Here is a 23,618-nt window from a genome sequence, read left to right on the forward strand (position 1 = left end):
TGCCCACCGCTGATGTAAAGGCGGCGGGCATCGCGTGAAGGGGATAAGGACTAGAACAGGCCGTTGGAACCGGAGGTCACTGCCTGGTTCGCCTGCGGCGAGTTCTTGAGGATCTCTTCTGGCGGCACGTACTGGTCAAGACCGCCGATGACCGAGAAGGTGTCGGCCGGGCCGGTGCCGGGCTTGAAGGCCTCGATGATCGTGTCCGGCTCACCCTCTTGGGCGGCCATGCCGGTCTTGCGGTTGACGGCGACCATGCTCATGCCTTCGGGCACGACGAACTTGCTCGGGCGCGTGCCCTTCACCGCTTCTGTCATGAAGTCGTTGAAGATCGGCACGGCGAGGCTGCCGCCGGTCGCGCCGCGGCCAAGCGGGGCCGGGTTGTCGAAGCCGAGATAGAGGCCTGCAACCATGTCCGGCGTGTAGCCGACGAACCAGGCGTCCTTTTCGTCATTGGTGGTACCGGTCTTGCCGGCAACCGGACGATCGAGCTTGATCTTGCCGGCAGCCGTGCCGCGCAGCACCACGCCCTCCATCATCGACGTGATCTGGTAGGAGGTCATCGGATCGAGAACCTGCTCGCGGTTGTCGGTGAGAACCGGTTCTTCCTGGCTCTGCCAATCGCCGGCGTTGCAGTTGTCGCAGGTGCGGTCTTCGTGACGGAAGATCGTCTTGCCGTAGCGGTCCTGAATTCGGTCGATCAGCGACGGCTTGATCTGCTTGCCGCCGTTGGCGAGCACGGAATAGGCCGAAACCATGCGCAGGACGGTGGTTTCGCCCGAGCCTAGCGACATTGCGAGCAGCGGCGGCATCTTGTCGTAGATACCGAAGCGCTCGGCATATTCGGCAACGAGGTTCATGCCCATGTCGTTGGCGAGGCGAACGGTCATCAGGTTACGCGACTTCTCGATGCCGAGACGCAGCGTCGACGGACCGGCCGAGCCGCCGCCGTAGTTTTCCGGGCGCCAGACCTGGCCACCAGCGACGATCTCGATCGGCGCGTCGAGAATGACCGATGCAGGCGTATAACCGTTGTCGAGGGCGGCCGCGTAGACGAAGGGCTTGAACGACGAACCCGGCTGGCGCATCGCTTGCGTCGCGCGGTTGAATTCCGACTGGCCATAGGAGAAGCCGCCGACCATCGCCAGAACGCGGCCGGTCTGCGGGTCCATGGCGACGAGGCCACCCTGCACCTTCGGCGGCTGGCGCAGGCGATACTCGCCCTTCTCCGGCAGCGGCTCGACATAGATGACGTCGCCGGCGCCGAAGACGCCTTCAGGCGATTTCGCCGACTTGCGGTCGCCGCTGGCGGAACGGTAGGCCCACTGCATGTTCTTGGCGGAGATATGCCCGGTGACACGCTCGGCGACGATCTTGCCCGAGGCTTCCTTCTCCGGCTGAATGCCGATCTCGGCGCCCTGTCCATCGACGGAGAGAACGACGGCAAGCTTCCACTCCGGCACGTCGTTGAAGGCAACGACAGCGCCCAGCGGCTCGCCCCAATCGCCGCCGATTTCGATCGACTTGACCGGGCCGTGGAAGCCGCGACGCTCGTCGTAGCTGAGCAGACCCGCCTGCAGCGCCTTGCGCGCGGCGATCTGCAGCCGCGGATCGAGCGAGGTGCGAACCGACAGGCCGCCTTCATAGAGGGCGTTATCGCCGTATTTCTGGATGATCTGCCGGCGGACTTCCTCGGCGAAGAAGTCGGAGGCGAAGAGATGCGCCCCGCCGCGACGCGGGTTGACGCCGAGCGGCTGCTTCTTGGCTTCTTCGCCATCGGCCTTGGTGACGTAGCCGTTCTCGACCATGCGGTCGATTACCCAGTTGCGGCGCTCAAGCGCCGCTTCGGTCTTGCGGAACGGATGATAGTTGGCCGGGCCCTTCGGAAGGGCTGCGAGATAGGCGGTCTCGGCAATGGTAAGCTCAGTCACAGACTTATCGAAATAGGTCAGCGCCGCACCGGCTATGCCGTAGGAATTCAGGCCGAAGAAGATCTCGTTGAGATAGAGTTCGAGAATGCGGTCCTTGGTGTAGGCCTGCTCGATGCGGAAGGAGAGGATTGCTTCCTTGACCTTGCGGTCGATCGTCTGGTCTGACGAGAGCAGGAAGTTCTTGGCCACCTGCTGCGTGATCGTCGAGGCGCCGACCGGACGACGGCCGGAGCCGAAGTTCTGCAGGTTCACCGCGATGGCGCGCGCAAGACCGGTGATGTCAACGCCCGGGTGCTGATAGAAATTCTTGTCTTCAGCCGAGATGAAGGCCGCCTTGACGCGATCCGGGATGGCCTGGATCGGCAGATAGAGACGCCGCTCACGGGCATACTCCGCCATCAGCGCGCCGTTGCCGGCGTGGAAGCGCGTGGTCACCGGCGGCGAATACTTCGCCAGAACCTCGTAATCCGGCAGGTCCTTGGTGACGACACCAAGATAGAGCGCCACGGCCCCGGCCACACCCAGCAGCAGAAACGCGCCAATCCCGAAGAAATATCCAATCAGCCTGATCATCAGTCAGATACCGGTACCTTAATTATCGTCCAATTGCCGAACCGCCCGACTGACAGTCCATGCTCTGTCCTGCCGGCTTCTATACAGCGGGCCGACCAAACTCTTTCACGAGAAATCGTCTGGCGTCGCAACGCCCCACCTAGCCCGGCTCCTCATATGGCGGGGAACTCCGGGCTTCAACTCGTTTCTCAACAAATCCGGGCGCAATTCCGGTTAGGTCCCGGATTGTGCGTAAAATAGGGCTGTTATGCGATAATCCCGTGCGCATCCCGTTGAAAAGCATAGCGCTGTTACCGGGGCGACACAAATCACTTCGTTCCCGGGCCTGCCTTCAAGCGTCAGCCGCCGCTGGCGATGGCCTGCTCGCGGTATCGCTGAACAGCGACCGCAAGACGCTCTGAAACCTTCTTGCGCCACTCCGGATCCAGCAGCAGTTTTTCGTCCTCCTTGTTCGACAGGAAGCCCAGTTCAAGCAGGATCGAGGGCACGTCCGGCGCCTGCAGCACGCGGAAGCCGGCAAAACGGTGCGGATTGTTGATGAGATTGATCTGGCCCTCGAAGGACGTAACGACGGCGCGCGCCATGTTGACCGAGAAGGCCTGCGTCTCGCGGCGCGTCAGATCGATCAGGATGTCGGCCACTTCCGCCGGCTCGCTCTGAAGCGGCACGCCGGCGATTTCGTCGGACAAATTTTCGCGGGCGGCAAGACTTGCGGCCAGATGGTCGGAGGCCTTGTCGGAGATGGTATAGACCGTCGCGCCGCGGATGTCCTTCTGGCGCAGCGCGTCCGCATGAAGCGAAATGAAGAGATGGGCGCCCTTGTTGCGGGCGATCTGTACGCGCTGGGGAAGCGAGAGGAAGACGTCCTTGTCGCGGGTGAGGAAAGCCTCGATCCCGGCGCCCTTGTTCAGGGCCTCGACGAGATCTTTCGCGAAGGCGAGCGTTACATGCTTCTCCTCCGTCTTCGTTTCGCCGGCGAGCGCACCGGTATCGATGCCTCCATGGCCCGCATCGATCGCGATGATGAACGGCCCGCCTTCCCTCGTGGGAGCGACGGCAACCGGCCTGTCGGTCTTGGCGGCGGCGACCGATCCGGTCCACTGCTGTTCACCGAGAAGCGCATCGAAGCGCGCCTGGTCGACGCGCTCGGCATCGAGCACGAGCCGGTAGCCCTTGCCCCCCTCTTCCGCGACGACTTCCGCATGGGTTACCGCCACGGGGCCTTTCGCCGAAAGAACGATGCGGGAGTTGCCCGCCCCCATGCCGCCGTAGCGGATCGCATCGAAGAGGCCGCGCGGTTCAAGGCTGTCCGCCTTGAGGCCAAAGGCCGTTTCCGGCAGGTCGACCACGACGCGAACAGGATCGGCTACGTAGTGCAGGGAGAATTCCGGTTTGCGATCGAACTCGACGACGACGCGCGTGCGTGCATCGTCGCCGGCGATCCGCGCAGCAAAGGCGAGCAAAGGCCCCGGCTCGGCGGCAACAGCCGCCGGCACGTTCAAAAGAAGACCGCCGGCAAGCAGCGATGCTCCGAGCAGAAGCCTGCCCGTGCGCGACATCAACGACAACAGCGAACCACGCATACAAACCGCCAAAGGCCTCACCTCGGGCTCTCCACCACTTTCTCAGAAAACCAAACAGCAGCCGACGCACGGCTGCTGGACGCACAGGTTGATCAATGAACCCTTATGGTTAACCAATGCTTGACAATGATCATCTTCCCCGGCCCGCCGGGACAATCGATTTACCGTTTATCGACCTACTCCACGTGGACAAGCGAATCGATCATTATTGTGGCGGCACGGGCTTTTCCCTTGCCAATGTGACATAGAAAACATAAAAGCGTCACAAGGAGAAAGTGTTGACGGGATAGAACAGTCGACCGGGCAGCCGGAGCTTCTCCAAAGCTTGGCGCCAGGGTGCGGTCGAACCGGATTGACCGGTTAACTTATCGCAATTCCGCGGTCGCAAGTGTTCATCCGCCGTCGCTGCATTTCCTCCCCGTACACTGGATCGCAAATTTCCGGCGGTGGCCGGAGTTCTTGATGGTGATTTTTCACCGACGCCCGCAAGCGGGCGCATTCATCGGGTCTTCATGAGACCTTGGACATTGGCATTCTTGTTTGGTCATTGATGTTGACTCAGCAGTATCGGTCAGAAGTAGCGCGGCCCCGGGACACACATGTTCCGGCTGTCGTCTGGCTGCTGCACCATCGCCTGCGCCAAACAGGAACTTTCATATCCGGCGCACCTTCCGACGTGTTTGGCAGTCTTCCTAAGGAAGCAGGTCTGTCTCCCGTTCCGCTGGCGCGCCGAGGAGCACAGCTTAGATGGCAGAGAAAATGCTTATCGATGCGTCTCATTCAGAAGAGACGCGCGTCGTTGTCGTTCGCGGGAACCGCATAGAAGAGTTCGACTTCGAGTCGGAACATAAGAAGCAGATCCGCGGCAATATCTATCTGGCGAAGGTCACCCGGGTGGAGCCCTCGCTCCAGGCCGCCTTCGTCGACTACGGCGGCAACCGCCACGGATTCCTGGCTTTCGCCGAAATCCATCCCGACTACTACCAGATCCCGCTCGCCGATCGTCAGGCGCTCTTGAAGGCCGAAGCCGAAGAAGCGCGGCGTGACGACGACATCGAGCATGTCGAGACCGCCCCTGCCCCGGCAAGCGAACTTTCCGTTCCCGTAGACCTCGAAGTCGTCGCGGAAACTGAAGCCGAGCCGGTCGCAGCCGTCGCTGACGCCGCACCGGTCGTCGAAGAGGAAGCGCCGGCCGAAAAGCCGAAGGCGAAGCCGAAGCGCACCCGCAAGACCAAGGCCAAGGCCGCTGAAGAAGCGGCTGCTGCATCGACCGACGGCGACGAGAGCAATGGCGGCGAAATGGCTGCCATGGTCGATACCGACGCCATTTCCGAGGATGTCGACAGCCGCCGTCGCCATGACGATGACGATGATGACGACGACAGTCACGACGGCGAAAAGGAAATCATCGAATCCGTCGGCGCCGAAGACGCCATGGAAGAAGTTCCGGATCGCCAGGTTCGCAAGCCGCGCAAGCAGTACCGCATCCAGGAAGTCATCAAGCGCCGCCAGATCCTGCTGGTTCAGGTCGCCAAGGAAGAGCGCGGCAACAAGGGCGCGGCACTGACGACCTACCTGTCGCTCGCCGGTCGCTACTCGGTGCTTATGCCGAACACCGCACGTGGCGGCGGCATCTCCCGCAAGATCACCAATCTGCAGGACCGCAAGCGCCTGAAGGAAATCGCCCGCGGCCTCGAAGTGCCGCAGGGCATGGGCGTGATCCTGCGCACCGCCGGTGCCAACCGCACCAAGGTCGAGATCAAGCGCGACTTCGAGTATCTGATGCGCCTGTGGGAAAACGTCCGCACGCTGACGCTGAATTCCACGGCCCCCTGCCTCGTCTATGAAGAAGGCAGCCTGATCAAGCGCTCGATCCGCGACCTCTACAACAAGGACATCAGCGAGATCATCGTTTCCGGTGAGGAAGGCTACAAGGAAGCCAAGGGCTTCATGAAGATGCTGATGCCCAGCCACGCCAAGGTGGTTCAGCCTTACCGTGACGTGCATCCGATCTTCTCGCGCTCCGGCATCGAAGCGCAGCTCGACCGCATGCTGCAGCCGCAGGTAACGCTGAAGTCCGGTGGCTACATCATCATCAACCAGACCGAAGCCCTGGTTTCGATCGACGTCAACTCCGGCCGTTCGACGCGCGAGCACTCGATCGAAGACACCGCTCTCCAGACGAACCTGGAAGCGGCGGAAGAAGTGGCACGCCAGCTCCGCCTGCGCGACCTTGCCGGCCTCGTCGTCATCGACTTCATCGACATGGAAGAAAAGCGGAACAACCGCTCGGTCGAGAAGCGTCTGAAGGATTGCCTGAAGAACGATCGCGCCCGCATCCAGGTCGGCCGCATCTCGCATTTCGGCCTGCTCGAAATGTCGCGCCAACGCATTCGCGCCTCGGTGCTCGAATCGACGATGCAGACCTGCCCGCACTGCAACGGAACGGGTCACGTCCGCTCGCAGTCTTCGGTTGCACTGCACGTCTTGCGCGGCATCGAGGAACACCTGCTGAAGAACACGACGCACGACATCACCGTGCGCACCATCCCGGATATCGCGCTCTACCTGCTCAATCAGAAGCGCGGCACGATCATGGACTACGAAGCCCGCTTCGGCGTTTCGATCATCATCGAGGCTGATGCCCATGTCGGCGCACAGCACTTCGCGATCGATCGTGGCGAGCCGGTCGAAAACCCGGTCAAGATCGAACAACTGCTGCACTTCGAGCCGGAAGAGGAAGAAGACGACGTCGTGATCGAAGAGGATCTCGACGAGGAAGAAGCAGAAGAAATTGCCGGCGAACAGCGGCAGGAACAGCCGAAGGCTGCTGCTCAGTCCGACGATCAGAACGGACGCAAGCGCAAGCGCCGTCGCCGCCGGCGCGGCAAGGGCGGCCAGCAGGCCGAAGGCAGCGCTCTCCAGGTCTCCGAATCGGCAGGCGATGCCGACGACGGTTCCGATGAGGACGAAGGCGATGACGAGGGCGTCGATGCAGACGCCGCGACCGCCGATGGCGATCAGAAGCGCAAGCGCCGCCGCCGCGGCAAGCGTGGCGGCCGCCGCAACCGTCCGGAAGGCGAAGGTGAAGGCGAAGGCCAGCTTGAAGCCGGTGCCGATGCGGAAGCCGGCGACGACGGCGCAGAAGAAGCCGAAACCGTAGAGGCACCTGCCGCTGCGGCCGAGGTCGAAGTGGCTGTCGCTGTTGAGGAAACGGCTGTGGTTGCCGAAGAAGCCGAGGTGGCGGACGTAAAGCCTGCCAAGCCGAAGCGCACCCGCAAGAAGGCCGTCAAGGCTGAAGAACCGGCAGTAAGCGTCGACGAAGTTGCCCAGGCAGCCATCGAAGACCAGCCTGCGGTTGCCGACCCGGCCGTCGAAGCGGTGGAAGAGGCTGCGGCCGACCTTGCCGAAACCAAGCCTGTGCGTGCGAACCGCGACCTCTCGAAAATCGCTTCCGAACCGGTGGTGACGTCGAGCGCGACGAAGCCCGAAGAGGAAGAGCCGGGCAAGCCCAAAAAGGGCGGCTGGTGGCAGCGCCGCGGCTTCTTCTAAGAGGCCGCGCGGCCAGCGCCAAACTCTGAAAACACGAAAGGCCCGGAGCGATCCGGGCCTTTTCCTTTGGGCGGATGGCAGAAGGGACTTGCCCCTGCCTGCCTGTTCAGAGCGTCACGCCAGCCAACGCGCGATCCTGTCCATGGCCTCGACCATGTCGGCCTCGGCGCCGGCATAGGAGAAGCGCATCGTGCGGTGCCCTTCCAGCGGATCGAAGTCGAATCCCGGGGTTGCCGCGACGTTGATCTCGGCGAGCATCCGCTTGGCAAAGGCCATGCTGTCATTGGTAAAGCGGGTGACATCCGCATAGGCGTAGAAGGCACCGTCCATCGGCGAGGCGATCGAGAAGCCGATCTCCGGCAACCGCTTCATGAGCATGTCCCGGTTGGCGGCATAGGCGGCCTTGTAACGGTCGAGCTCCTCATGCGCGTTGAGCGCTGCTTCTGCCGCGATCTGCGAGAGCTCGGGCGGCGAGATGTAGAGGCTCTGGGCGATGCGCTCGAAGCCGCGCACCTTGTCAGCCGGCAGCACCATCCAGCCGATCCGCCAGCCGGTCATGCAATAGTATTTCGAGAAGGAGTTGATGACGATTACCTCGTCGGTCACCTCCAGCGCGCTTGCCTCTTCGCCGGCAAAGGTCAGTCCGTGATAGATCTCGTCGGAAATGAAGGCGATCGATTCGGCCCGGCAATAGTCAGCCAGCACCTTGATGCCCGCCCTACCCGTCACCGTTCCGGTCGGGTTGGCTGGGCTCGCCAAAAGCACGCCCTTCAATGGACGGCCTATTTTCGCAGCGGCACGCGAAAGACTTTCAGGCGTCAGAGTGAAGCCGGTCTCGGCATTGGCCTCGACCTCGACGACCGTCAGGCCAAGCGCTGCGAGGATGTTGCGATAGGCCGGATAGCCGGGCCTCGCGATCGCGACGCAATCGCCAGGATCGAAGAGGGCCAGGAAAGCGAGATTGAAGCCTGCGGATGAGCCGGTGGTGACCGCGACCCGCTGCGGATCGAGCGCGATGCCGTGGCGCTTTTCATAGTGCCGGGCGATTGCTGTGCGCAGCGACAAGGTGCCGAGCGCATCGGTATAGCCGAGCCGGCCATGTTCAAGCGCTTTGCGCGCCGCTTCAAGAGCTGCCTTCGGCGCCGGGTGGGCGGGCTGCCCGACGGCCATCGAAATCACCGGGTGGCCGGCATCCCGGCGACGGGTCGCCTCCGCCAGTACGTCCATCGCATGGAAAGGTTCGACGGCACTGCGTTTTGACAAATCTACCAACGGAAAATCCTCGATATGCGGCTGTTCTCCAGCCCTTTGCCCGATGAAAATGACCTTCACAAGTCCGCGAGTGCCGTATTTCCGCCGATTTTGCCGTTTCGTTTCCGCGGCACCCACCCTATGCTGCCGGCATATTGCGAATACGAGGAATCCTGTTGTCATTCAGAACAGCCGGTTGACCCGGCGACACGCGATGGACGACACACGGGATACGCAAGGACAACGAGGTAGAAATGAACTTCAGCACCAAGATGATTGCCGCCGGGACGCTCGCAGCGCTCGTAGCCGGGGTCAGCCTGCCCCAGAACGCATTCGCGCTCGACGCGAAGCAGAAGGAAGAGATCGGCGCCTTCATCAAGGAATACCTGATCGCCAATCCGGAGATCATGCTCGAGGTCCAGGAGGCGCTGACGACGAAACAGCGCGCCAAGCAGCAGGAAGCGGCGGAAAGCGCGATCACCGAGAACAACAAGGCGATCTTCAATTCCGACTACGACATGGTGCTCGGCAATCCCAAGGGCGACGTCACCGTTGTCGAGTTCTACGACTACAACTGCGGCTACTGCAAACGCGCGCTTTCCGACATGGACGACATCCTCGCCAAGGACAAGAACGTGCGCTTCGTGCTGAAGGAACTGCCGATCCTCGGACCGGATTCGCTGGCCGCCCACAAGGTGAGCGCCGCCTTCCGCCTGGTCGCTCCGGAAAAATACGGCGACTTCCACCGGGCGCTGCTCGGCGGGGAAGACCGCGCCACGGAGGAGACAGCGCTTGCAGTTGCCGCCAAGCTCGGCGTCTCCGAAAAGGACCTGCGCGCGAAAATGGAAAAGGAGCCGCATGATGCGGCCGTGCGCGAGGCCTACAGCCTTGCCAACGACCTCGGCATCACCGGAACGCCCTCCTACGTCATCGGCAACGAAGCGGTCTTCGGGGCCGTCGGCGCCGAGGAGATCGAGGGCAAGGTCGCCAATATGCGCGAATGCGGCAAGACCGCCTGCTGACAAACCTTCCCATGACTGTGGACAAATCCCGCTAGGGCCCAAAGGGCTTTTCCTCGCGGGACCATCAGTCTATAGGTAACCCTCCATGACCGGACCGGAATCCCTTATGCCATCGACCATTTTCGTGCTGAACGGCCCCAACCTGAATGCGCTGGGCAAGCGCGAGCCGGGTATTTATGGCGGCCAGACGCTGGCCGACATCGAGGCCATGTGCAAGGCAGAAGGCAAGGCGCTCGGATTCGACGTCGATTTCCGCCAGTCGAACCATGAGGGAATGCTGGTCGATTGGCTGCACGAGGCCGGCAACGTCGCCGCGGGCGTGGCAATCAACCCGGCCGCCTATGGCCACACGTCGATCGCGCTTCACGATGCCATCCGCGCCATCGGCATTCCGGTCGTCGAACTGCACCTCTCGAACATCCATGCGCGTGAGGAGTTCCGCCACAAGTCGATGATCGCACCCGCCGTCAAGGGCGTCATCTGCGGCTTCGGCGCCCAGAGTTACATTCTTGCGCTGCATGCGCTAAAGAACCTGACAAATCCGTCGAAATAAAAAGAACACAAGAGGCTCATATTCCATGGCTGACAAGAAACCAGGTATCGACCAGGCGCTGATCCGCGATCTCGCCAACATTCTCAAGGATACCGATCTGACCGAGATCGAAGTCGAGCAGGACGACCTGCGCATTCGCGTTTCGCGCAACGGCACGCCGGTTGCCATGCCGATGGCCATGCCGCAGATGCCGGCTTACCAGATGCCCGCCGCAGTGGCCGCTCCTGCAAACGCCGTTGCTGCTCCTGCCGCCGAGAGCGCCCGTGCATCGAAGAATGCCGTGACCGCACCGATGGTCGGCACTGCCTATCTGTCTCCCGCACCGGGAGCCCGCCCCTTCGTTGAAGTCGGCGCCACGGTCAAGGAAGGCCAGACGATCCTCATCATCGAAGCGATGAAGACAATGAACCAGATCCCGGCTCCGCGCTCGGGCAAGGTCACCGAAATCTTCGTCCAGGACGCAGCCCCCGTCGAATATGGCGAACCGCTGATCGTAATCGAATAAGGCGGCGCGGCGATGATCTCGAAAATTCTCATTGCCAATCGCGGCGAAATCGCCCTTCGCGTGCTTCGTGCCTGCAAGGAACTCGGCATCGCCACGGTCGCCGTTCATTCCACGGCCGACGCCGACGCCATGCATGTGCGCCTCGCCGACGAGAGCGTTTGCATCGGCCCGCCGCCCTCGCGCGATAGCTATCTGAACATTCACCAGATCGTCGCCGCCTGCGAAATCACCGGTGCCGACGCTGTGCATCCAGGCTACGGCTTCCTGTCGGAAAACGCCAAGTTCGCCGAAATCCTTGAAGCGCACGACATCACCTTCATCGGCCCGACGGCGGAACACATCCGCATCATGGGTGACAAGATCACCGCCAAGCAAACGGCGCAGGAACTTGGCATCCCGGTCGTTCCGGGCTCCGACGGCGAAGTAAAGCCGGAAAACGCCCTCGAAGTCGCCCGCAAGATCGGTTTCCCGGTCCTGATCAAGGCGACCGCCGGCGGCGGCGGCCGCGGCATGAAGGTCGCCCGCAGCGAGGCTGACCTCGAGGAAGCCGTTGCGACGGCCCGCACCGAAGCGCTTGCCGCTTTCGGCAACGACGCCGTCTACATGGAGAAGTACCTCTCCAAGCCGCGCCACATCGAAATCCAGATCGTCGGCGACGGCGCCGGCAATGCGGTGCATCTCGGTGAACGCGATTGCTCGCTGCAGCGTCGTCACCAGAAGGTCTGGGAAGAGGCAAACTCCCCGGCGCTCAACGTCGACCAGCGCATGAAGATCGGTCAGGTCTGCGCCGACGCCATGAAGAAGCTGAAGTATCGCGGCGCCGGCACGATCGAATTCCTCTACGAAAACGGCGAGTTCTATTTCATCGAAATGAACACCCGTCTTCAGGTCGAGCATCCGATCACCGAGGCGATCACCGGCATCGACCTGGTGCACGAGCAGATCCGCGTCGCCTCCGGCGGTGGCCTCTCGGTCCGGCAGGAAGACATCGTGTTCTCCGGCCACGCGATCGAGTGCCGCATCAATGCCGAAGACCCGCGCACCTTCGTCCCATCCCCGGGCACGATCACGCATTTCCATGCGCCGGGCGGTCTTGGCGTGCGCGTCGACTCGGGTGCCTATCAGGGCTACCGGATCCCGCCTTACTACGACAGCCTGATCGGCAAGCTGATCGTGCACGGCCGTACCCGCGTCGAATGCATGATGCGTCTGCGCCGCGTGCTTGACGAATTTGTCATCGACGGCATCAAGACGACGCTTCCGCTGTTCCAGGACCTGATCAATAATCAGGACATTGCCAACGGCGACTACGATATCCACTGGCTGGAGAAGCATCTGGCCGCCACGTCCGAGTAAGGACCTGACATTGAAGGGGACGCGCAGCAAGCAGCCCGATATTACGCCGGACATGCTGCTGCGCGCCTATTCGATCGGCCTCTTCCCGATGGCCGATTCGGCTGACGACCCGGAAATCTTCTGGGTCGAGCCGGAAATTCGCGGGGTGATCCCGCTCGCAGGCTTCCACACCTCTCGCAGCCTCGCCAAAACCATCCGCCGAAAGCCCTTCGACATCCGCTTCAACACCGCGTTCGAAGCGGTCATGGACGGCTGCGCTGCCCCTGCTCCCGACCGGCCAACCACCTGGATCAACAACAAGATCCGCACGCTCTACGCGACGCTGCATACGATGGGCTATGCCCACAGCGTCGAGGCGTGGGAAGGCGACCAACTGGTTGGCGGACTTTACGGCGTTTCGCTCGGCTCGGCCTTCTTCGGCGAAAGCATGTTTTCCAGACGCACCGACGCCTCGAAGATCTGCCTCGTCCATCTGGTCGAGCGACTGAAGGCGCGTGGCTTCGAACTGCTCGATACACAGTTCACCACCGAGCACCTGAAGTCGTTTGGTGCCATCGACGTGCCAAAGGCGGAATACGAAGTGCTTCTGGCGAACGCGATGTCGTCGCCCGACCTCGCCTTCTAACCAAGCCAAATCTCAAAGAATGGGAATACGCCGCCGCTCAGCGCTTCTGCGCGGTGTCCGGCGGCGGCAGGTCCGAGGTCGCCTTGCAGGACTGCAGCCAGACGTCATAGACCGGATGCTCGACGGCGTTCAGACCGGGGCTATCGGCAAACATCCAGCCGGTGAAGATGCGGCGGATCTTGCGGTCGAGTGTGATTTCCTCGACCTCGACGAAGGTCGTGATCTTCTGCGCTTCCGTGTCGTCACGGCTGTAGCAGACGCGCGGCGTGACCTGAAGGGCGCCGAACTGCACGGTCTCGCCGATGTAGACGTCGAAAGTAGTGATGCGGCCGGTGATCTTGTCGATGCCGGAGAACACGGCGACGGCGTTGGAAAGGCGGGCTGCGTCAACCGCTTCCGCAGATGCGACCAGCGGCAAGGCGGCAAGCAGGGACAAGCCCAAACGCCGCGTTCCTTGGCCGATTGCCTTGCGCAGATCAGAACCTGCCATAGTCGCCTGTCTCCCGCGTATCCTGTTCGTCATCGATGGATTTCAGGCGCTAACCATCAATTGTGGCCGCGCCATGATCGAGGAACCCATTCCGCGGTCCGTCGTCGTCACTGAGAACAGATTGTTCAGGAGCCGGGCGTCCAGGCGTCGTAGTCGCCGGTCACGCGGGGACGCTTGCCGGTGGCGGCAATCGAGCCTTGCGGGCGGTAGGCGTTGGCCGTTCCGGTCGGATTGACGCGGTGCGCCTTCTGCCATTCGCGCGGCGTGTACTTTTCATCAGCCGGAGAAACGTCGGTCCGGTGATGCATCCAGCCGTGCCAGCCGGCCGGAATGGCGGAGGCTTCGGCGTAGCCGTTGTAGATCACCCAGCGGCGGGTGCGGCCTTCGGAGTCCTTGCCGCCCTGGTAGTAGACATTACCGAGCTCGTCTTGACCGACCCGTTGACCGTGGCGCCAGGTGTGAAAGCGCGTTCCGATCGTCTGTTCGTTCCACCAGGTGAAAATCTGCAGCAGGAGCTTCATGGATGCCGTCCTTGACCGGCCGTTGGGAAGGCGGCCAGATACCAAAACAATGTTCCCGCTTATGCCCCGCCGCTCAGGGCTTGTCCAGTGATTCCGAGGCGGAGGCGGTCATTTCAACGGCAGCTGAAAGCCGAAGTGGCTGCGCGCAAAGCCGAGACGCTCGTAGAACCGATGCGCATCGGTGCGCACGGCGTTGGACGTGAGCCTTACCTTCTTTGCGCGCTTCTCCCGCGCCTCGCCGATCGCATGGCGCATCATGCGCTCACCGATCCCACGGCCGCGCATGTCCGCACGCGTCTGGACCGCTTCGACGATCAGGCTGGAGCTTCCACGCCCCGACAGAGACGTGTGCAGCGCGGTTTGAAAAGTACCGACGACCTGCCCTTCAAGAACCGCGACAAAGAGCGTCTGCAGCGTCGAGGCTTCAATCCGGTCGAAGGCAGCGGCGTAGTCCGCGAAGGCCTCGGGGTCGGTCGTGTCGCCGTGGCCGCCGAGCGGATCATTGGCGAAGAGCGCGACGATCGCTTCGAGGTCCTTACGCTCGGCCTTGCGGATCAAGAGTTCGGTCGCGTCCATGGTTTCCCCGCTCACATCGTTCATCGCCCGCGGATCAAACACCCGGAGGTAACGGCGCGATGACAGAGCCGTGCCTCTCAAGCTTATCCACAGGCATGCGAAACTTCAGGCAATCGGACGGATCGCCTAGCCGAGAAGCGGCTTTTCCAGAGCGATGGCCGGCAGACCGGACGGGTCGTCAACCGGGGTCTCGCCCACTTCGGCAAAGCCGTGCGCGCGATAGAAGGTGAGCGCGTGCAGGTTCTGCGGCTCGACCTCGACGCGCATGCGCTCGGCGTCCGGGAAGCAGGTTTCGAGTTCGGCGAAGATATCGCGACCGACGCCCTGGCGCTGGAACTTCGGAAGGACATAGAGCTGGTGCAGCACCACCGTCTTGGCTTGCGTGTCGGACATCGCCGCATAGCCCATGCCGCCCAGCTGCCTTCCATCGTCGGCAACAAGAAACTCGGCGTTCTTGCGCGCGAGCCGGGCTTTGAGCGCCGGCAGCGAATGCCAGCGCTCCGTGAGTTCGTTGACCTTCTCGACACCGTAGAAAGTGTCATAGGTCGCGTGCCACGTTTCGATCAGCAGAGCGCGAACCTTCTCCAGGTCGCGCTCGCTTGCCGTGCGCACGAAGAACATCGTTATTCCTCGATGCCGAGCTTGGCCTTGACGAGCGCCTGTACGGCCTGCGGATTGGCCTTGCCGCCGGTCGCCTTCATCACTTGGCCGACGAACCAGCCGGCGAGCGAAGGTTTGGCCTGCACCTTGGCGACCTGATCCGGGTTGGCGGCGATGATCTCGTCGACGGCCTTCTCGATGGCGCCGGTGTCGGTCACCTGCTTCATGCCGCGCGCTTCAACGATCTCGGCCGGGTCGCCGCCCTCGTTCCAGACGATCTCGAAGAGGTCCTTGGCGATCTTGCCGGAGATGGTCTCGGCCTTGATGAGATCGATGATGCCGCCGAGCTGTGCCGGGGAAACCGGAGTCTCTTCAATGGCTTTGCCGGCTTTGTTCAAGGCACCGAGCAGGTCGTTGATGACCCAGTTGGCGGCAATCTTGCCGTCACGCCCTTCGGCAACCGCCTCGAAATAATCGGCGATCGACTTTTCGGAGACGAGCACCGAGGCGTCATAGACCGAGAGGCCGAGGTCGCGCACGAAGCGCTCCTTCTTGTCGTCGGGCAGTTCCGGCAGGTCGGCCTTCAGCGCCTCGACGAAGGCGTCGTCGAACTCCAGTGGCAGCAGGTCCGGATCCGGGAAGTAGCGGTAGTCGTGCGCGTCTTCCTTGGAGCGCATCGAGCGGGTCTCGCCCTTGTTCGGGTCGAACAGGCGGGTCTCCTGGTCGATGCTGCCACCGTCCTCAAGAATGCCGATCTGGCGGCGTGCCTCGTATTCGATCGCCTGGCCGATGAAGCGGATCGAGTTGACGTTCTTGATTTCGCAGCGCGTGCCGAAGCCCTCGCCCGGACGACGCACGGAAACGTTGACGTCGGCGCGCATCGAGCCTTCGTCCATGTTGCCGTCGCACGTGCCGAGATAGCGCACGATCGAGCGCAGCTTCGTCATGTAGGCCTTGGCCTCATCCGACGAGCGCATGTCCGGCTTGGAGACAATCTCCATCAGCGCCACGCCCGAGCGGTTGAGGTCGACATAAGACATCGACGGATGCTGGTCGTGCATCGACTTTCCGGCATCCTGTTCCAGATGCAGGCGCTCGATGCCGATCTCGACATCCTCGAACTGGCCCTGACGATCCGGGCCGACCGAAATGATGATCTTGCCCTCGCCGACGATCGGATCCTTGAACTGCGAGATCTGATAGCCCTGCGGCAGGTCCGGATAGAAATAGTTCTTGCGGTCGAAGATCGAGCGATTGTTGATCGCGGCCTTGAGGCCGAGACCGGTGCGTACCGCCTGCTTCACGCATTCCTCGTTGATCACGGGCAGCATGCCGGGCATAGCGGCATCGACCAGCGAGACGTTCGCATTCGGCGCATTGCCGAACTCCGTCGATGCGCCCGAGAACAGCTTCGAATTGGAAAGCACCTGGGCATGGACTTCCATGCCGATGATGACTTCCCAGTCGCCAGTGGCGCCGGGGATGAAGCGTTTCGGATCGGGGGTGCGGACGTCGACAATGCTCATATCATGCTCTTCTTTGAAGCCTGAATTCTTGGTTTCTCGGTAGAACAATTGGTCCGCCGGTGCAAGTTGTTCGGCTGGATCAGAAGCGCCATATGCAATCTCATGCGGACGGCGAGCCTCTCTTAACCACCGTTTAGCGCCTATCGGCAAGACTTCGCTCATGTCCATCGGCCCTGCCCTGCTCTCGTTCGCAATTCTCATCAACTTGGCGGCCTTCGGGCTGTTCTGGTACGACAAGCAAGCGGCGCGCTCCGGCCGACGGCGGATCAGCGAGCGGACCCTGCTCACTCTCGCCTTTTTCGGCGGCAGCCCGGGAGCGATGACGGCGCGCCATATCTTCCGACACAAGACGCGTAAGGAACCCTTTCGCACGCGCCTCGCGTTGATCATCGTCTTGCAAGTGGCGCTGGCGGCCATTGGCACCCTGGCGTTGCAATGACACCTTGACGCGCGAACGACGGCCTTTTAGGAAGGCACCGTTCTATTGGAGTTTTTATGTTCCGTTCTTCGCCTGAGTCCCGGTAAAGCCCGTCCGCGTAATCCGCTTTGATTGCGCGCACGGGCCGGAAACGTCACCCCGCATCTTCAGTAATTTGCGGAACGTTTTCCTGCGTTCAAACGAACGCGATTCCGGAACATTCAGACAATGGACATCTCGCGCGCAGAACAGCGCATTCTTCATCATTTGGCCCAGGGCGGCCGCATCGAAATCACCCGCGACGACAAGGCGATCACCGAAATCCGGTGCTTCACCCGTGACGGCTGGGTCTATCCCGGCTTCGACCTCGAACTTTTCCGCAAATTGAAGCGGAAGAAGGCGATTTCATCGTCCGGCGGAAAACCCTACCGCATCACGGAACGCGGGCTGCAGCTCGTGCGCTCCGAACTTAACAACCGCTAGCGGCGAATACGAACGATACCGGGCATGCCAGCATGCCCGGTATCGTCAGATGCGCACTTTACTTTACGGAAAGTGACTTACGTTGCGTGAGCGCTCGACGGGGCAGCGCATTGCACGCGGTCACGGCCCGCAGCCTTCGCCTGGTAGAGCGCGCGGTCGGCCGCAAGCAGCAGGCCGTCGAGACCGGTGTCGCGGGTCATGACTTCGGCAGCGCCGATGCTGATGGTGACGGCGATCCTTCCGCCCTGCTCCAGATCGATATGGAGCGCGCGCACGGCCTCGAGCAGTCGCTCGGCGACCTTGAGCGCATCAGTCGGGGATTGCCGAACCAGCACAACGGCAAACTCTTCGCCGCCAAGCCGACCGACGAGATCCTCAAAACGCAGCGTCCCGCGAACGGCGCCTGCGACCGAGACCAGCACCTGATCGCCGACGGCGTGACCATAGGTGTCATTGATCGCCTTGAAGCGGTCGATGTCGAGCATCATTACCACCGTCCCGCCTTTTCGGGCGACCGGCGCTGCGATCAGCGCGGCCGCGCGCGCCATGAAGGTCGCGCGCGCCAGGCACTGGGTCAGAAAATCATAATCGACCGCATGGGACAGGCGCCCAATCAGCGCCCGTCGTGCGGCATCGACGCTGGCGACCGCCAGCGGGCAGAGCGCAAGAAGGGTCGTCCCCAGCCGGGTGGAGGTGAGCGTCTCCTCGGCAACGCCGCTGACGCCGAGATGCAGGGCGCCGGAGGCAACGGCAATCTGCGTCAACACACAGACGATCGCCGTCAGGATCGTCACCGGGAACAAGCCATAGCTGAGCGCGCACCACAAGAGTGCCGGCACCGGGAAAGCGAAAGCGCCTGGGCCGCCGATGACGAGCGCCGCAGCGCAGGACAAGACCAGGGAGACGAACGGCCAGACGGTTGCAGAAGCAGAGGCCGTTGAAACCGTCATTCTCGTGGCACGGGATCGCAAACCGTCTTCAGGAAGCGGCGCTGCCAGGAACACCGGGAGCAGAACCACATAATTGACCAGCTCGGTGGTGAGCCAGGCGACGAATGCGTCCGCGACGGGTTTGCCGAAGGACAGGTGAACCGCGACCGCTCCGACGAGCGAGGCGCCCATCGCCGCCAAGGAGGAGGCAGCGAACATGTAAAGGACCGAGCGCGCCCGGCGCAGGTGCCGATGCTCCGGCGAAAAGCGGCGATAGAGCAGGAATCCGATGACGACGCCGACCATGTTGGCCGCATTCAACGCCGCGGCTTCATAGAGATCCGCGCCGGTCACCAGGTCCGCAAGAACGTAGGCCAATGCCGCCGTCAGCCATCCAGCCGGGCTGGCGAGCGACGGTCTTCTGATCAGCAGGCCGAGCAGAATCGCATTTGCCGGCCAGATCGAAGCCAGCATGCCGACCGGGCGACTCAAGATGCCGAGCACGCAGGCGGTGAAGACGATCACGCCCAGGCCGGCAAGCCAAAACGAATGGTGGAAAGGTCTCAGAACCAACGGTCGCGGAACCGTTTTATCCAGCATCTGCAACAAGCGCCCCCCTTGCGGTGCCCCACCACAACGTCATACCCCATAATATTTCATGGGCCTAATGAATGCGGTGTGAATAGGCCAGCCGGCTTTGCGCGTGGCTGCCATGCATGAGGTGGCGGGGTGTCAATGATCCGGGCTTTGCTCCAGAGATTTGCTCAGACCGATGAAGGCAACGTCGCTGTCGAGTTGCGGCGCATAGGCGGTCGACAGCCAACTCACGCCATAGCCGTGATTGCGGAAGAAGCGCACGGCGCGGTCGTTGCGCGCGTGCGTCTTGGTGGTGGCCGCGTCGAATCCGTCCGCAGCAATACGACGCTCGATCTCAGCAAACAGCAGCCCGCCGAAGCCCCTGCCCTGGAGCTGCGGCTCGATCCATAGATCGGAGATCGCATTGTCGAAGTTCTCGCACGCCACCCAACCGCAGATGGCGCCTTCGCCTTCGACGAGCAAAACGGAAAGCCAGTGATCGAACAGAAAACGGAGAAATGCGGCCTCGGCCACGCGCCGCATCTTTTCGCCATCGGCGAGGCCCGCAATTGCCGACTGCCAGGATCTAAGGCCGATTTCGGCCAGCCGGTCGACGTCGCCGGCGCGGGCATGGCGGATGACGGGCATGACGCGGTCTCCTTCCGCGACAAGAGTGGCTTTCAATGCAACCGAAGAAGAAAGGGCGGTACCTCGTCGGTACCGCCCCTCAAGAGATTACCACCATTTGGTGGGTGTGAAGCGGCCGGCCGCCTGTTCGATCACATGCGCCGTCTTGAACAGCGTCTCTTCCTCGAACGGCTTGCCGATCAGCTGCAGGCCAAGCGGCAGGCCCTTGTGGTCGAGACCGCCGGGAACGGCAATACCGGGAAGGCCGGCCATGTTCACCGTTACCGTGAAGATGTCGTTGAGGTACATCTTGACCGGATCGGATGCCAGATCCTCGTCGGCGATGCCGAAGGCAGACGACGGCGTCGCCGGCGTCAGGATGGCGTCAACGCCGGCATGGAACGCCAGTTCGAAGTCGCGCTTGATCAGGGTGCGCACCTTCTGCGCCTGCAGATAGTAGGCATCGTAGTAGCCAGCCGAAAGCACGTAGGTGCCGATCATGATGCGGCGCTTGACTTCGTGACCGAAGCCGGCGGCGCGCGTCTTTTCGTACATGTCGACGATGTCCTTGCCGTCGACGCGCAGGCCGTAGCGAACGCCGTCATAGCGGGCAAGGTTCGAGGAGGCCTCGGCGGGAGCGACGATGTAGTAGGCCGGCAGCGCGTATTTCGTGTGCGGCAGGGTGATGTCGACGATCTCGGCACCGGCTTCCTTCAGCCAGGCAATTCCCTGCTGCCAGAGCGCTTCGATCTCTTCCGGCATGCCATCGACGCGGTATTCACGCGGAATGCCGATCTTCATGCCCTTGATCGACTTGCCGATCGCGGCTTCGTAATCCGGCACCGGCAGATCGACCGAGGTCGTGTCCTTGGTGTCGACGCTTGCCATCGACTTCAGGAGGATCGCGGCATCGCGCACGTCACGGGCGATCGGGCCTGCCTGGTCGAGCGACGAGGCGAAAGCGACGGTGCCCCAGCGCGAGCAGCGACCATAGGTCGGCTTGATGCCGACGGTGCCGGTGAAGGCTGCCGGCTGGCGGATGGAGCCGCCGGTATCGGTGGCGGTCGCGCCGGCGCAGAGATGCGCGGCAACGGCTGCGGCGGAACCACCGGAGGAGCCACCCGGCACGAGATCCAGATTGGAGCCCTTGGCGCGCCACGGGTTCTTGACCGCGCCGTAGTAGGAGGTCTCGTTCGACGAGCCCATGGCGAACTCGTCCATGTTCAGCTTGCCGAGCATGACGGCGCCGTCGTTCCAGAGGTTCTGGGTCACGGTCGATTCGTAGCGCGGCGCGAAACCGTCGAGGATGTGGCTGCAGGCCTGGGTGTGCACGCCTTCGGTGGCGAAGAGGTCCTTGATGCCGAGCGGGATGCCTTCGAGCGCACCGGCCTTGCCGGCGGCGATACGCGCATCCGAGACCTTGGCCATCTCTCGTGCCTTTTCGGGTGTGACGGCGATGTAGGCGTTGATCGCCTCATTGGCGGCATCGATCGCGCCGAGATAGGCGTCGGTCAGTTCGACGGCGGTGATGTCCTTCGCGGCGAGCTTGCTGCGGGCTTCGGCAATCGTCAGGCTGGTAAGGTCGGTCATGGTAAAATCTGGCTTTCGCAATCAGAAACGTCGGGGCGGCTGGCGGGAGATTACTCGACCACCTTCGGAACGAGGAAGAAATTGCGATCGGAATTCGGCGCATTGGCAACGATGTCGTCGGCCTTGTTGCCGTCCGATACCGTGTCCGTCCGCTTCTTCATATCCATCGGCGTGACCGAGGTCATCGGCTCGACGCCATCGACATTCACTTCGGAGAGCTGCTCGACGAAACCGAGGATGCCATTGAGCTCACCCATCATCCGTTCGGCTTCTTCTTCGCTGACGGCGATACGGGCAAGGCGCGCGACGCGCTTCACGGTGGCAAGGTCTACGGACATGATCGTCTCCGGTAACTGGAACTTCCCCCGCTATAATGGCGCAGGGCGAGCCACGCAACGGGGGAATTACCGGAGGACCGGGCCTCTCGTCAAAAGGCCCGGCGCAACATCAGATCTCGACGACGCCGCCGACGTGCGGCGTCGCCACCTTGGTCGACGCGCTTTCCATGCCGGCAACGAAGGTTTCCGGGGTCTGGTCGATGATCGGGAACGAGCCGTAATGGCAGGGGATGGCTGTCGAGAACTTGAAGAAGCGCTGGCAGGCCAGCGCCGCAACCGCCCCGCCCATGGTGAAACGATCGCCGATCGGCACGATGCCGATCTCCGGCTGATGCAGCTCGTTGATCAGCGCCATGTCGGAGAAGATGTCCGTATCACCCATGTGATAGAGCGTCGGCTCGTCCTCGAAATGCAGCACCAGGCCGTTGGCATTGCCGAGCGAGTGCGAGACGCCGTCCTCGGTCAACTGCGCCGACGAATGCAGCGCGTTGACGAAGGTCGTCGAGAAACTACCGAGATTGATCGTGCCGCCGGTGTTCCCCATTTCCAGCGCCTTGACGCCATGCCGGCCGAGCCAGGCGGCAAGGTCGGCATTGGCAACGACCGTCGCGCCCGTCTCCTTGGCGATCGCAATGGTATCGCCGACATGGTCGCCGTGACCATGGGTCAGGAGAATGTGGGTGAGCCCGGCGGTCGCGTCCCGGCGCTCCTCGTCGCGGAACGCCGGATTGCCGGTAAAGAAGGGGTCGATCAGGATTTTGGACTTTGCCGTTTCGATGTGAAAGGCGGCATGGCCGAGCCATTTGATCTTCATGACGATCTCCCTGATGATTTGTCTGTCGCAACAGCATATGGATCAGACAACTCTCCGCGCAAAGATCGAATCGACAATCCCATGGCAATTCTCACCATCGAAGAACTCGCAGCCCAGCTACAGCCGAACCAGGCGATTGCAGGCCTCGACCTCGGCACGAAAACGATCGGCCTCTCGGTCTCCGATCTCGGTCGCCGCTTTGCGACCCCGCGCGAGGTGATCCGTCGGGTCAAGTTCGGCGTGGACGCGGAGGCGCTGCTGTCGGCAGCGACGAAAGAAAAGATCGCGGCCTTCGTCATCGGCCTGCCCGTCAATATGGACGGCAGCGAGGGGCCGCGCTGTCAGGCGACCCGCGCCTTCGTGCGCAACATGGAACAGAAAACGCCCCTGCCCTTTGCCTTCTGGGATGAACGGCTTTCGACCGTCGCGGCCGAGCGGGTGCTGATCGAGATGGACGTGTCACGACGCAAGCGGGCCGAACGCATCGATTCGGCCGCGGCCTCGTTCATTCTTCAGGGCGCGCTCGACAGGCTGGCGTCGCTGGCAAGAGACGGCCTCTCGGACTGAGGGGCCGCGGCACCGAAGTGGCGACGATACCAGGCGGCGATCTGGCGGCGCTTGCGAAAGCCGATAATGGCGAAAACGATCAGGCTGTCGACGACGATCGCGCGGGCTACGAGCGGCGGAATGGTTTCCGGCGGGATGCCGAGGACATTGCCGTAGATCTGGAACACCAGATCATGGGTTTGCCGCGTCAGCATGAAGAAGCCGAAGCTCATGTCGTAGTACGACAGGCCATACCAGGAGCCCAGCAGCAGGATCGGCCCGCCCCAAAGGATCAGAAACCACTTCATGCGGCTCCCCTTTCCGAGATCTGCCGAAAGACAACTGGGTAAATCGCGCGGTCAGCCAGCACGACGGCCACAAGAACCATCGCGGGAACTGCGATATCTAGCGCCAGTCCGGCAAAAAACATCATCATGATGATCATAAGACCAGTTCTCACCGAACCGCTCCATTCCGGAATCCATTAAAATGCCGGATCAATCTCCGCCCTTGCGGCGACCCGCGCAACGTAAACCATTTGTTAAGGTTAATTTTCACAGGGCAGTCCGGTCGCGGATCCTTGAAGGCGGGACACTCCCGTTTGATCGCCGCCTCGTGCCACCAGCGCATTCC

24 protein-coding genes are annotated in these 23,618 nt (G+C 62.3%); 9 read left to right on the top strand and 15 right to left on the bottom strand.

The window, feature by feature from the left end:
* Positions 1 to 50: 50 nt before the first annotated feature.
* Both ASD63_RS19955 and ASD63_RS19960 read right to left on the bottom strand, forming a co-directional pair.
* Entirely contained in the window at positions 51 to 2,504 is a 2,454-nt protein-coding gene (locus ASD63_RS19955) for a penicillin-binding protein 1A (RefSeq protein WP_034795452.1), read from the bottom strand.
* A 338-nt stretch (positions 2,505 to 2,842) separates the two neighbouring features.
* Positions 2,843 to 4,063: an N-acetylmuramoyl-L-alanine amidase gene (locus ASD63_RS19960; protein ID WP_051659335.1), complete on the bottom strand. Its 1,221-nt coding sequence runs from the start codon at positions 4,061 to 4,063 to the stop codon at positions 2,843 to 2,845.
* A gap of 771 nt (positions 4,064 to 4,834) precedes the next feature.
* On the opposite strand from ASD63_RS19960, the gene ASD63_RS19965 reads away from it, so the two are divergent.
* Positions 4,835 to 7,639 carry a ribonuclease E/G gene (locus tag ASD63_RS19965; RefSeq protein WP_034795450.1) on the top strand — a complete coding sequence of 935 codons (2,805 nt, stop codon included), beginning with the start codon at positions 4,835 to 4,837 and terminating at the stop codon, positions 7,637 to 7,639.
* Positions 7,640 to 7,753: 114 nt separating this feature from the next.
* On the opposite strand, the gene ASD63_RS19970 is transcribed toward ASD63_RS19965, so the two are convergent.
* On the bottom strand, positions 7,754 to 8,911 hold the full coding sequence (locus tag ASD63_RS19970; RefSeq protein WP_034795655.1) for an aminotransferase class I/II-fold pyridoxal phosphate-dependent enzyme: 1,158 nt from the start codon (positions 8,909 to 8,911) through the stop codon (positions 7,754 to 7,756).
* Positions 8,912 to 9,144: 233 nt separating this feature from the next.
* Between ASD63_RS19970 and ASD63_RS19975 the strand changes: the two genes are divergently transcribed.
* From ASD63_RS19975 to aat, 5 genes are all read left to right on the top strand, one after another.
* Positions 9,145 to 9,912, top strand: coding sequence for a DsbA family protein (locus tag ASD63_RS19975; RefSeq protein WP_034795449.1), 768 nt, complete (start codon positions 9,145 to 9,147; stop codon positions 9,910 to 9,912).
* A gap of 106 nt (positions 9,913 to 10,018) precedes the next feature.
* A complete protein-coding gene (gene aroQ, locus ASD63_RS19980) occupies positions 10,019 to 10,465 on the top strand; it encodes a type II 3-dehydroquinate dehydratase (RefSeq protein WP_034795448.1) in 447 nt (148 codons plus the stop codon).
* 25 nt (positions 10,466 to 10,490) lie between these two features.
* A complete protein-coding gene (accB, locus tag ASD63_RS19985; protein ID WP_034795447.1) occupies positions 10,491 to 10,970 on the top strand; it encodes an acetyl-CoA carboxylase biotin carboxyl carrier protein in 480 nt (159 codons plus the stop codon).
* A 12-nt stretch (positions 10,971 to 10,982) separates the two neighbouring features.
* Positions 10,983 to 12,326: an acetyl-CoA carboxylase biotin carboxylase subunit gene (gene accC / locus ASD63_RS19990; RefSeq protein ID WP_034795446.1), complete on the top strand. Its 1,344-nt coding sequence runs from the start codon at positions 10,983 to 10,985 to the stop codon at positions 12,324 to 12,326.
* Between the two features lie 10 nt (positions 12,327 to 12,336).
* Positions 12,337 to 12,951 (top strand): leucyl/phenylalanyl-tRNA--protein transferase, encoded by a 615-nt coding sequence (gene aat / locus ASD63_RS19995; RefSeq protein WP_034795444.1) that lies wholly within the window; start codon positions 12,337 to 12,339, stop codon positions 12,949 to 12,951.
* Positions 12,952 to 12,988: 37 nt separating this feature from the next.
* On the opposite strand, the gene ASD63_RS20000 is transcribed toward aat, so the two are convergent.
* From ASD63_RS20000 to gatB, 5 genes are all read right to left on the bottom strand, one after another.
* Positions 12,989 to 13,441: a DUF2155 domain-containing protein gene (locus tag ASD63_RS20000; RefSeq protein WP_034795441.1), complete on the bottom strand. Its 453-nt coding sequence runs from the start codon at positions 13,439 to 13,441 to the stop codon at positions 12,989 to 12,991.
* A 125-nt stretch (positions 13,442 to 13,566) separates the two neighbouring features.
* A complete protein-coding gene (locus ASD63_RS20005; RefSeq protein WP_034795438.1) occupies positions 13,567 to 13,962 on the bottom strand; it encodes an NADH:ubiquinone oxidoreductase subunit NDUFA12 in 396 nt (131 codons plus the stop codon).
* A 108-nt stretch (positions 13,963 to 14,070) separates the two neighbouring features.
* Positions 14,071 to 14,538: a GNAT family N-acetyltransferase gene (locus ASD63_RS20010; protein ID WP_034795653.1), complete on the bottom strand. Its 468-nt coding sequence runs from the start codon at positions 14,536 to 14,538 to the stop codon at positions 14,071 to 14,073.
* Between the two features lie 126 nt (positions 14,539 to 14,664).
* The gene (locus ASD63_RS20015) at positions 14,665 to 15,159 is read right to left on the bottom strand and encodes a GNAT family N-acetyltransferase (RefSeq protein WP_034795435.1); all 495 of its coding nucleotides are present in this window, start codon (positions 15,157 to 15,159) and stop codon (positions 14,665 to 14,667) included.
* A 2-nt stretch (positions 15,160 to 15,161) separates the two neighbouring features.
* The gene (gene gatB, locus ASD63_RS20020) at positions 15,162 to 16,664 is read right to left on the bottom strand and encodes an Asp-tRNA(Asn)/Glu-tRNA(Gln) amidotransferase subunit GatB (protein WP_034795650.1); all 1,503 of its coding nucleotides are present in this window, start codon (positions 16,662 to 16,664) and stop codon (positions 15,162 to 15,164) included.
* A gap of 160 nt (positions 16,665 to 16,824) precedes the next feature.
* On the opposite strand from gatB, the gene ASD63_RS20025 reads away from it, so the two are divergent.
* Complete coding sequence (locus ASD63_RS20025) at positions 16,825 to 17,103, top strand: DUF1294 domain-containing protein (RefSeq protein ID WP_034795432.1); 279 nt, start codon at positions 16,825 to 16,827, stop codon at positions 17,101 to 17,103.
* 207 nt (positions 17,104 to 17,310) lie between these two features.
* Positions 17,311 to 17,565, top strand: a complete 255-nt coding sequence (locus tag ASD63_RS20030; protein WP_034795416.1) for a YjhX family toxin — start codon at positions 17,311 to 17,313, stop codon at positions 17,563 to 17,565.
* Between the two features lie 77 nt (positions 17,566 to 17,642).
* Here ASD63_RS20030 and ASD63_RS20035 read toward each other — a convergent pair whose 3' ends face one another.
* The 5 genes from ASD63_RS20035 to ASD63_RS20055 form a co-directional block, all read right to left on the bottom strand.
* Complete coding sequence (locus ASD63_RS20035) at positions 17,643 to 19,094, bottom strand: GGDEF domain-containing protein (RefSeq protein WP_082572948.1); 1,452 nt, start codon at positions 19,092 to 19,094, stop codon at positions 17,643 to 17,645.
* Between the two features lie 132 nt (positions 19,095 to 19,226).
* Entirely contained in the window at positions 19,227 to 19,718 is a 492-nt protein-coding gene (locus ASD63_RS20040) for a GNAT family N-acetyltransferase (protein WP_034795414.1), read from the bottom strand.
* Positions 19,719 to 19,805: 87 nt separating this feature from the next.
* Entirely contained in the window at positions 19,806 to 21,287 is a 1,482-nt protein-coding gene (gene gatA, locus ASD63_RS20045) for an Asp-tRNA(Asn)/Glu-tRNA(Gln) amidotransferase subunit GatA (RefSeq protein ID WP_034795412.1), read from the bottom strand.
* Between the two features lie 50 nt (positions 21,288 to 21,337).
* Positions 21,338 to 21,625, bottom strand: a complete 288-nt coding sequence (gene gatC / locus ASD63_RS20050; RefSeq protein ID WP_034795408.1) for an Asp-tRNA(Asn)/Glu-tRNA(Gln) amidotransferase subunit GatC — start codon at positions 21,623 to 21,625, stop codon at positions 21,338 to 21,340.
* 109 nt (positions 21,626 to 21,734) lie between these two features.
* Positions 21,735 to 22,439, bottom strand: a complete 705-nt coding sequence (locus tag ASD63_RS20055; RefSeq protein ID WP_034795392.1) for a metal-dependent hydrolase — start codon at positions 22,437 to 22,439, stop codon at positions 21,735 to 21,737.
* An 81-nt stretch (positions 22,440 to 22,520) separates the two neighbouring features.
* On the opposite strand from ASD63_RS20055, the gene ruvX reads away from it, so the two are divergent.
* Positions 22,521 to 23,006, top strand: coding sequence for a Holliday junction resolvase RuvX (ruvX, locus tag ASD63_RS20060; protein ID WP_034795390.1), 486 nt, complete (start codon positions 22,521 to 22,523; stop codon positions 23,004 to 23,006).
* On the opposite strand, the gene ASD63_RS20065 is transcribed toward ruvX, so the two are convergent.
* Together ASD63_RS20065 and ASD63_RS35720 are read right to left on the bottom strand one after the other, a co-directional pair.
* Complete coding sequence (locus ASD63_RS20065) at positions 22,952 to 23,293, bottom strand: DUF6105 family protein (RefSeq protein ID WP_034795388.1); 342 nt, start codon at positions 23,291 to 23,293, stop codon at positions 22,952 to 22,954. The two genes, ruvX and ASD63_RS20065, sit on opposite strands and share 55 nt — an antisense overlap.
* Positions 23,290 to 23,430 (bottom strand): hypothetical protein, encoded by a 141-nt coding sequence (locus tag ASD63_RS35720; RefSeq protein WP_089045732.1) that lies wholly within the window; start codon positions 23,428 to 23,430, stop codon positions 23,290 to 23,292. The genes ASD63_RS20065 and ASD63_RS35720 overlap by 4 nt, the downstream gene beginning before the upstream one ends.
* Positions 23,431 to 23,618 lie beyond the last annotated feature (188 nt).

This window comes from Ensifer sp. Root558, assembly GCF_001427045.1.
In the GTDB taxonomy this organism is placed as follows: domain Bacteria; phylum Pseudomonadota; class Alphaproteobacteria; order Rhizobiales; family Rhizobiaceae; genus Ensifer; species Ensifer adhaerens.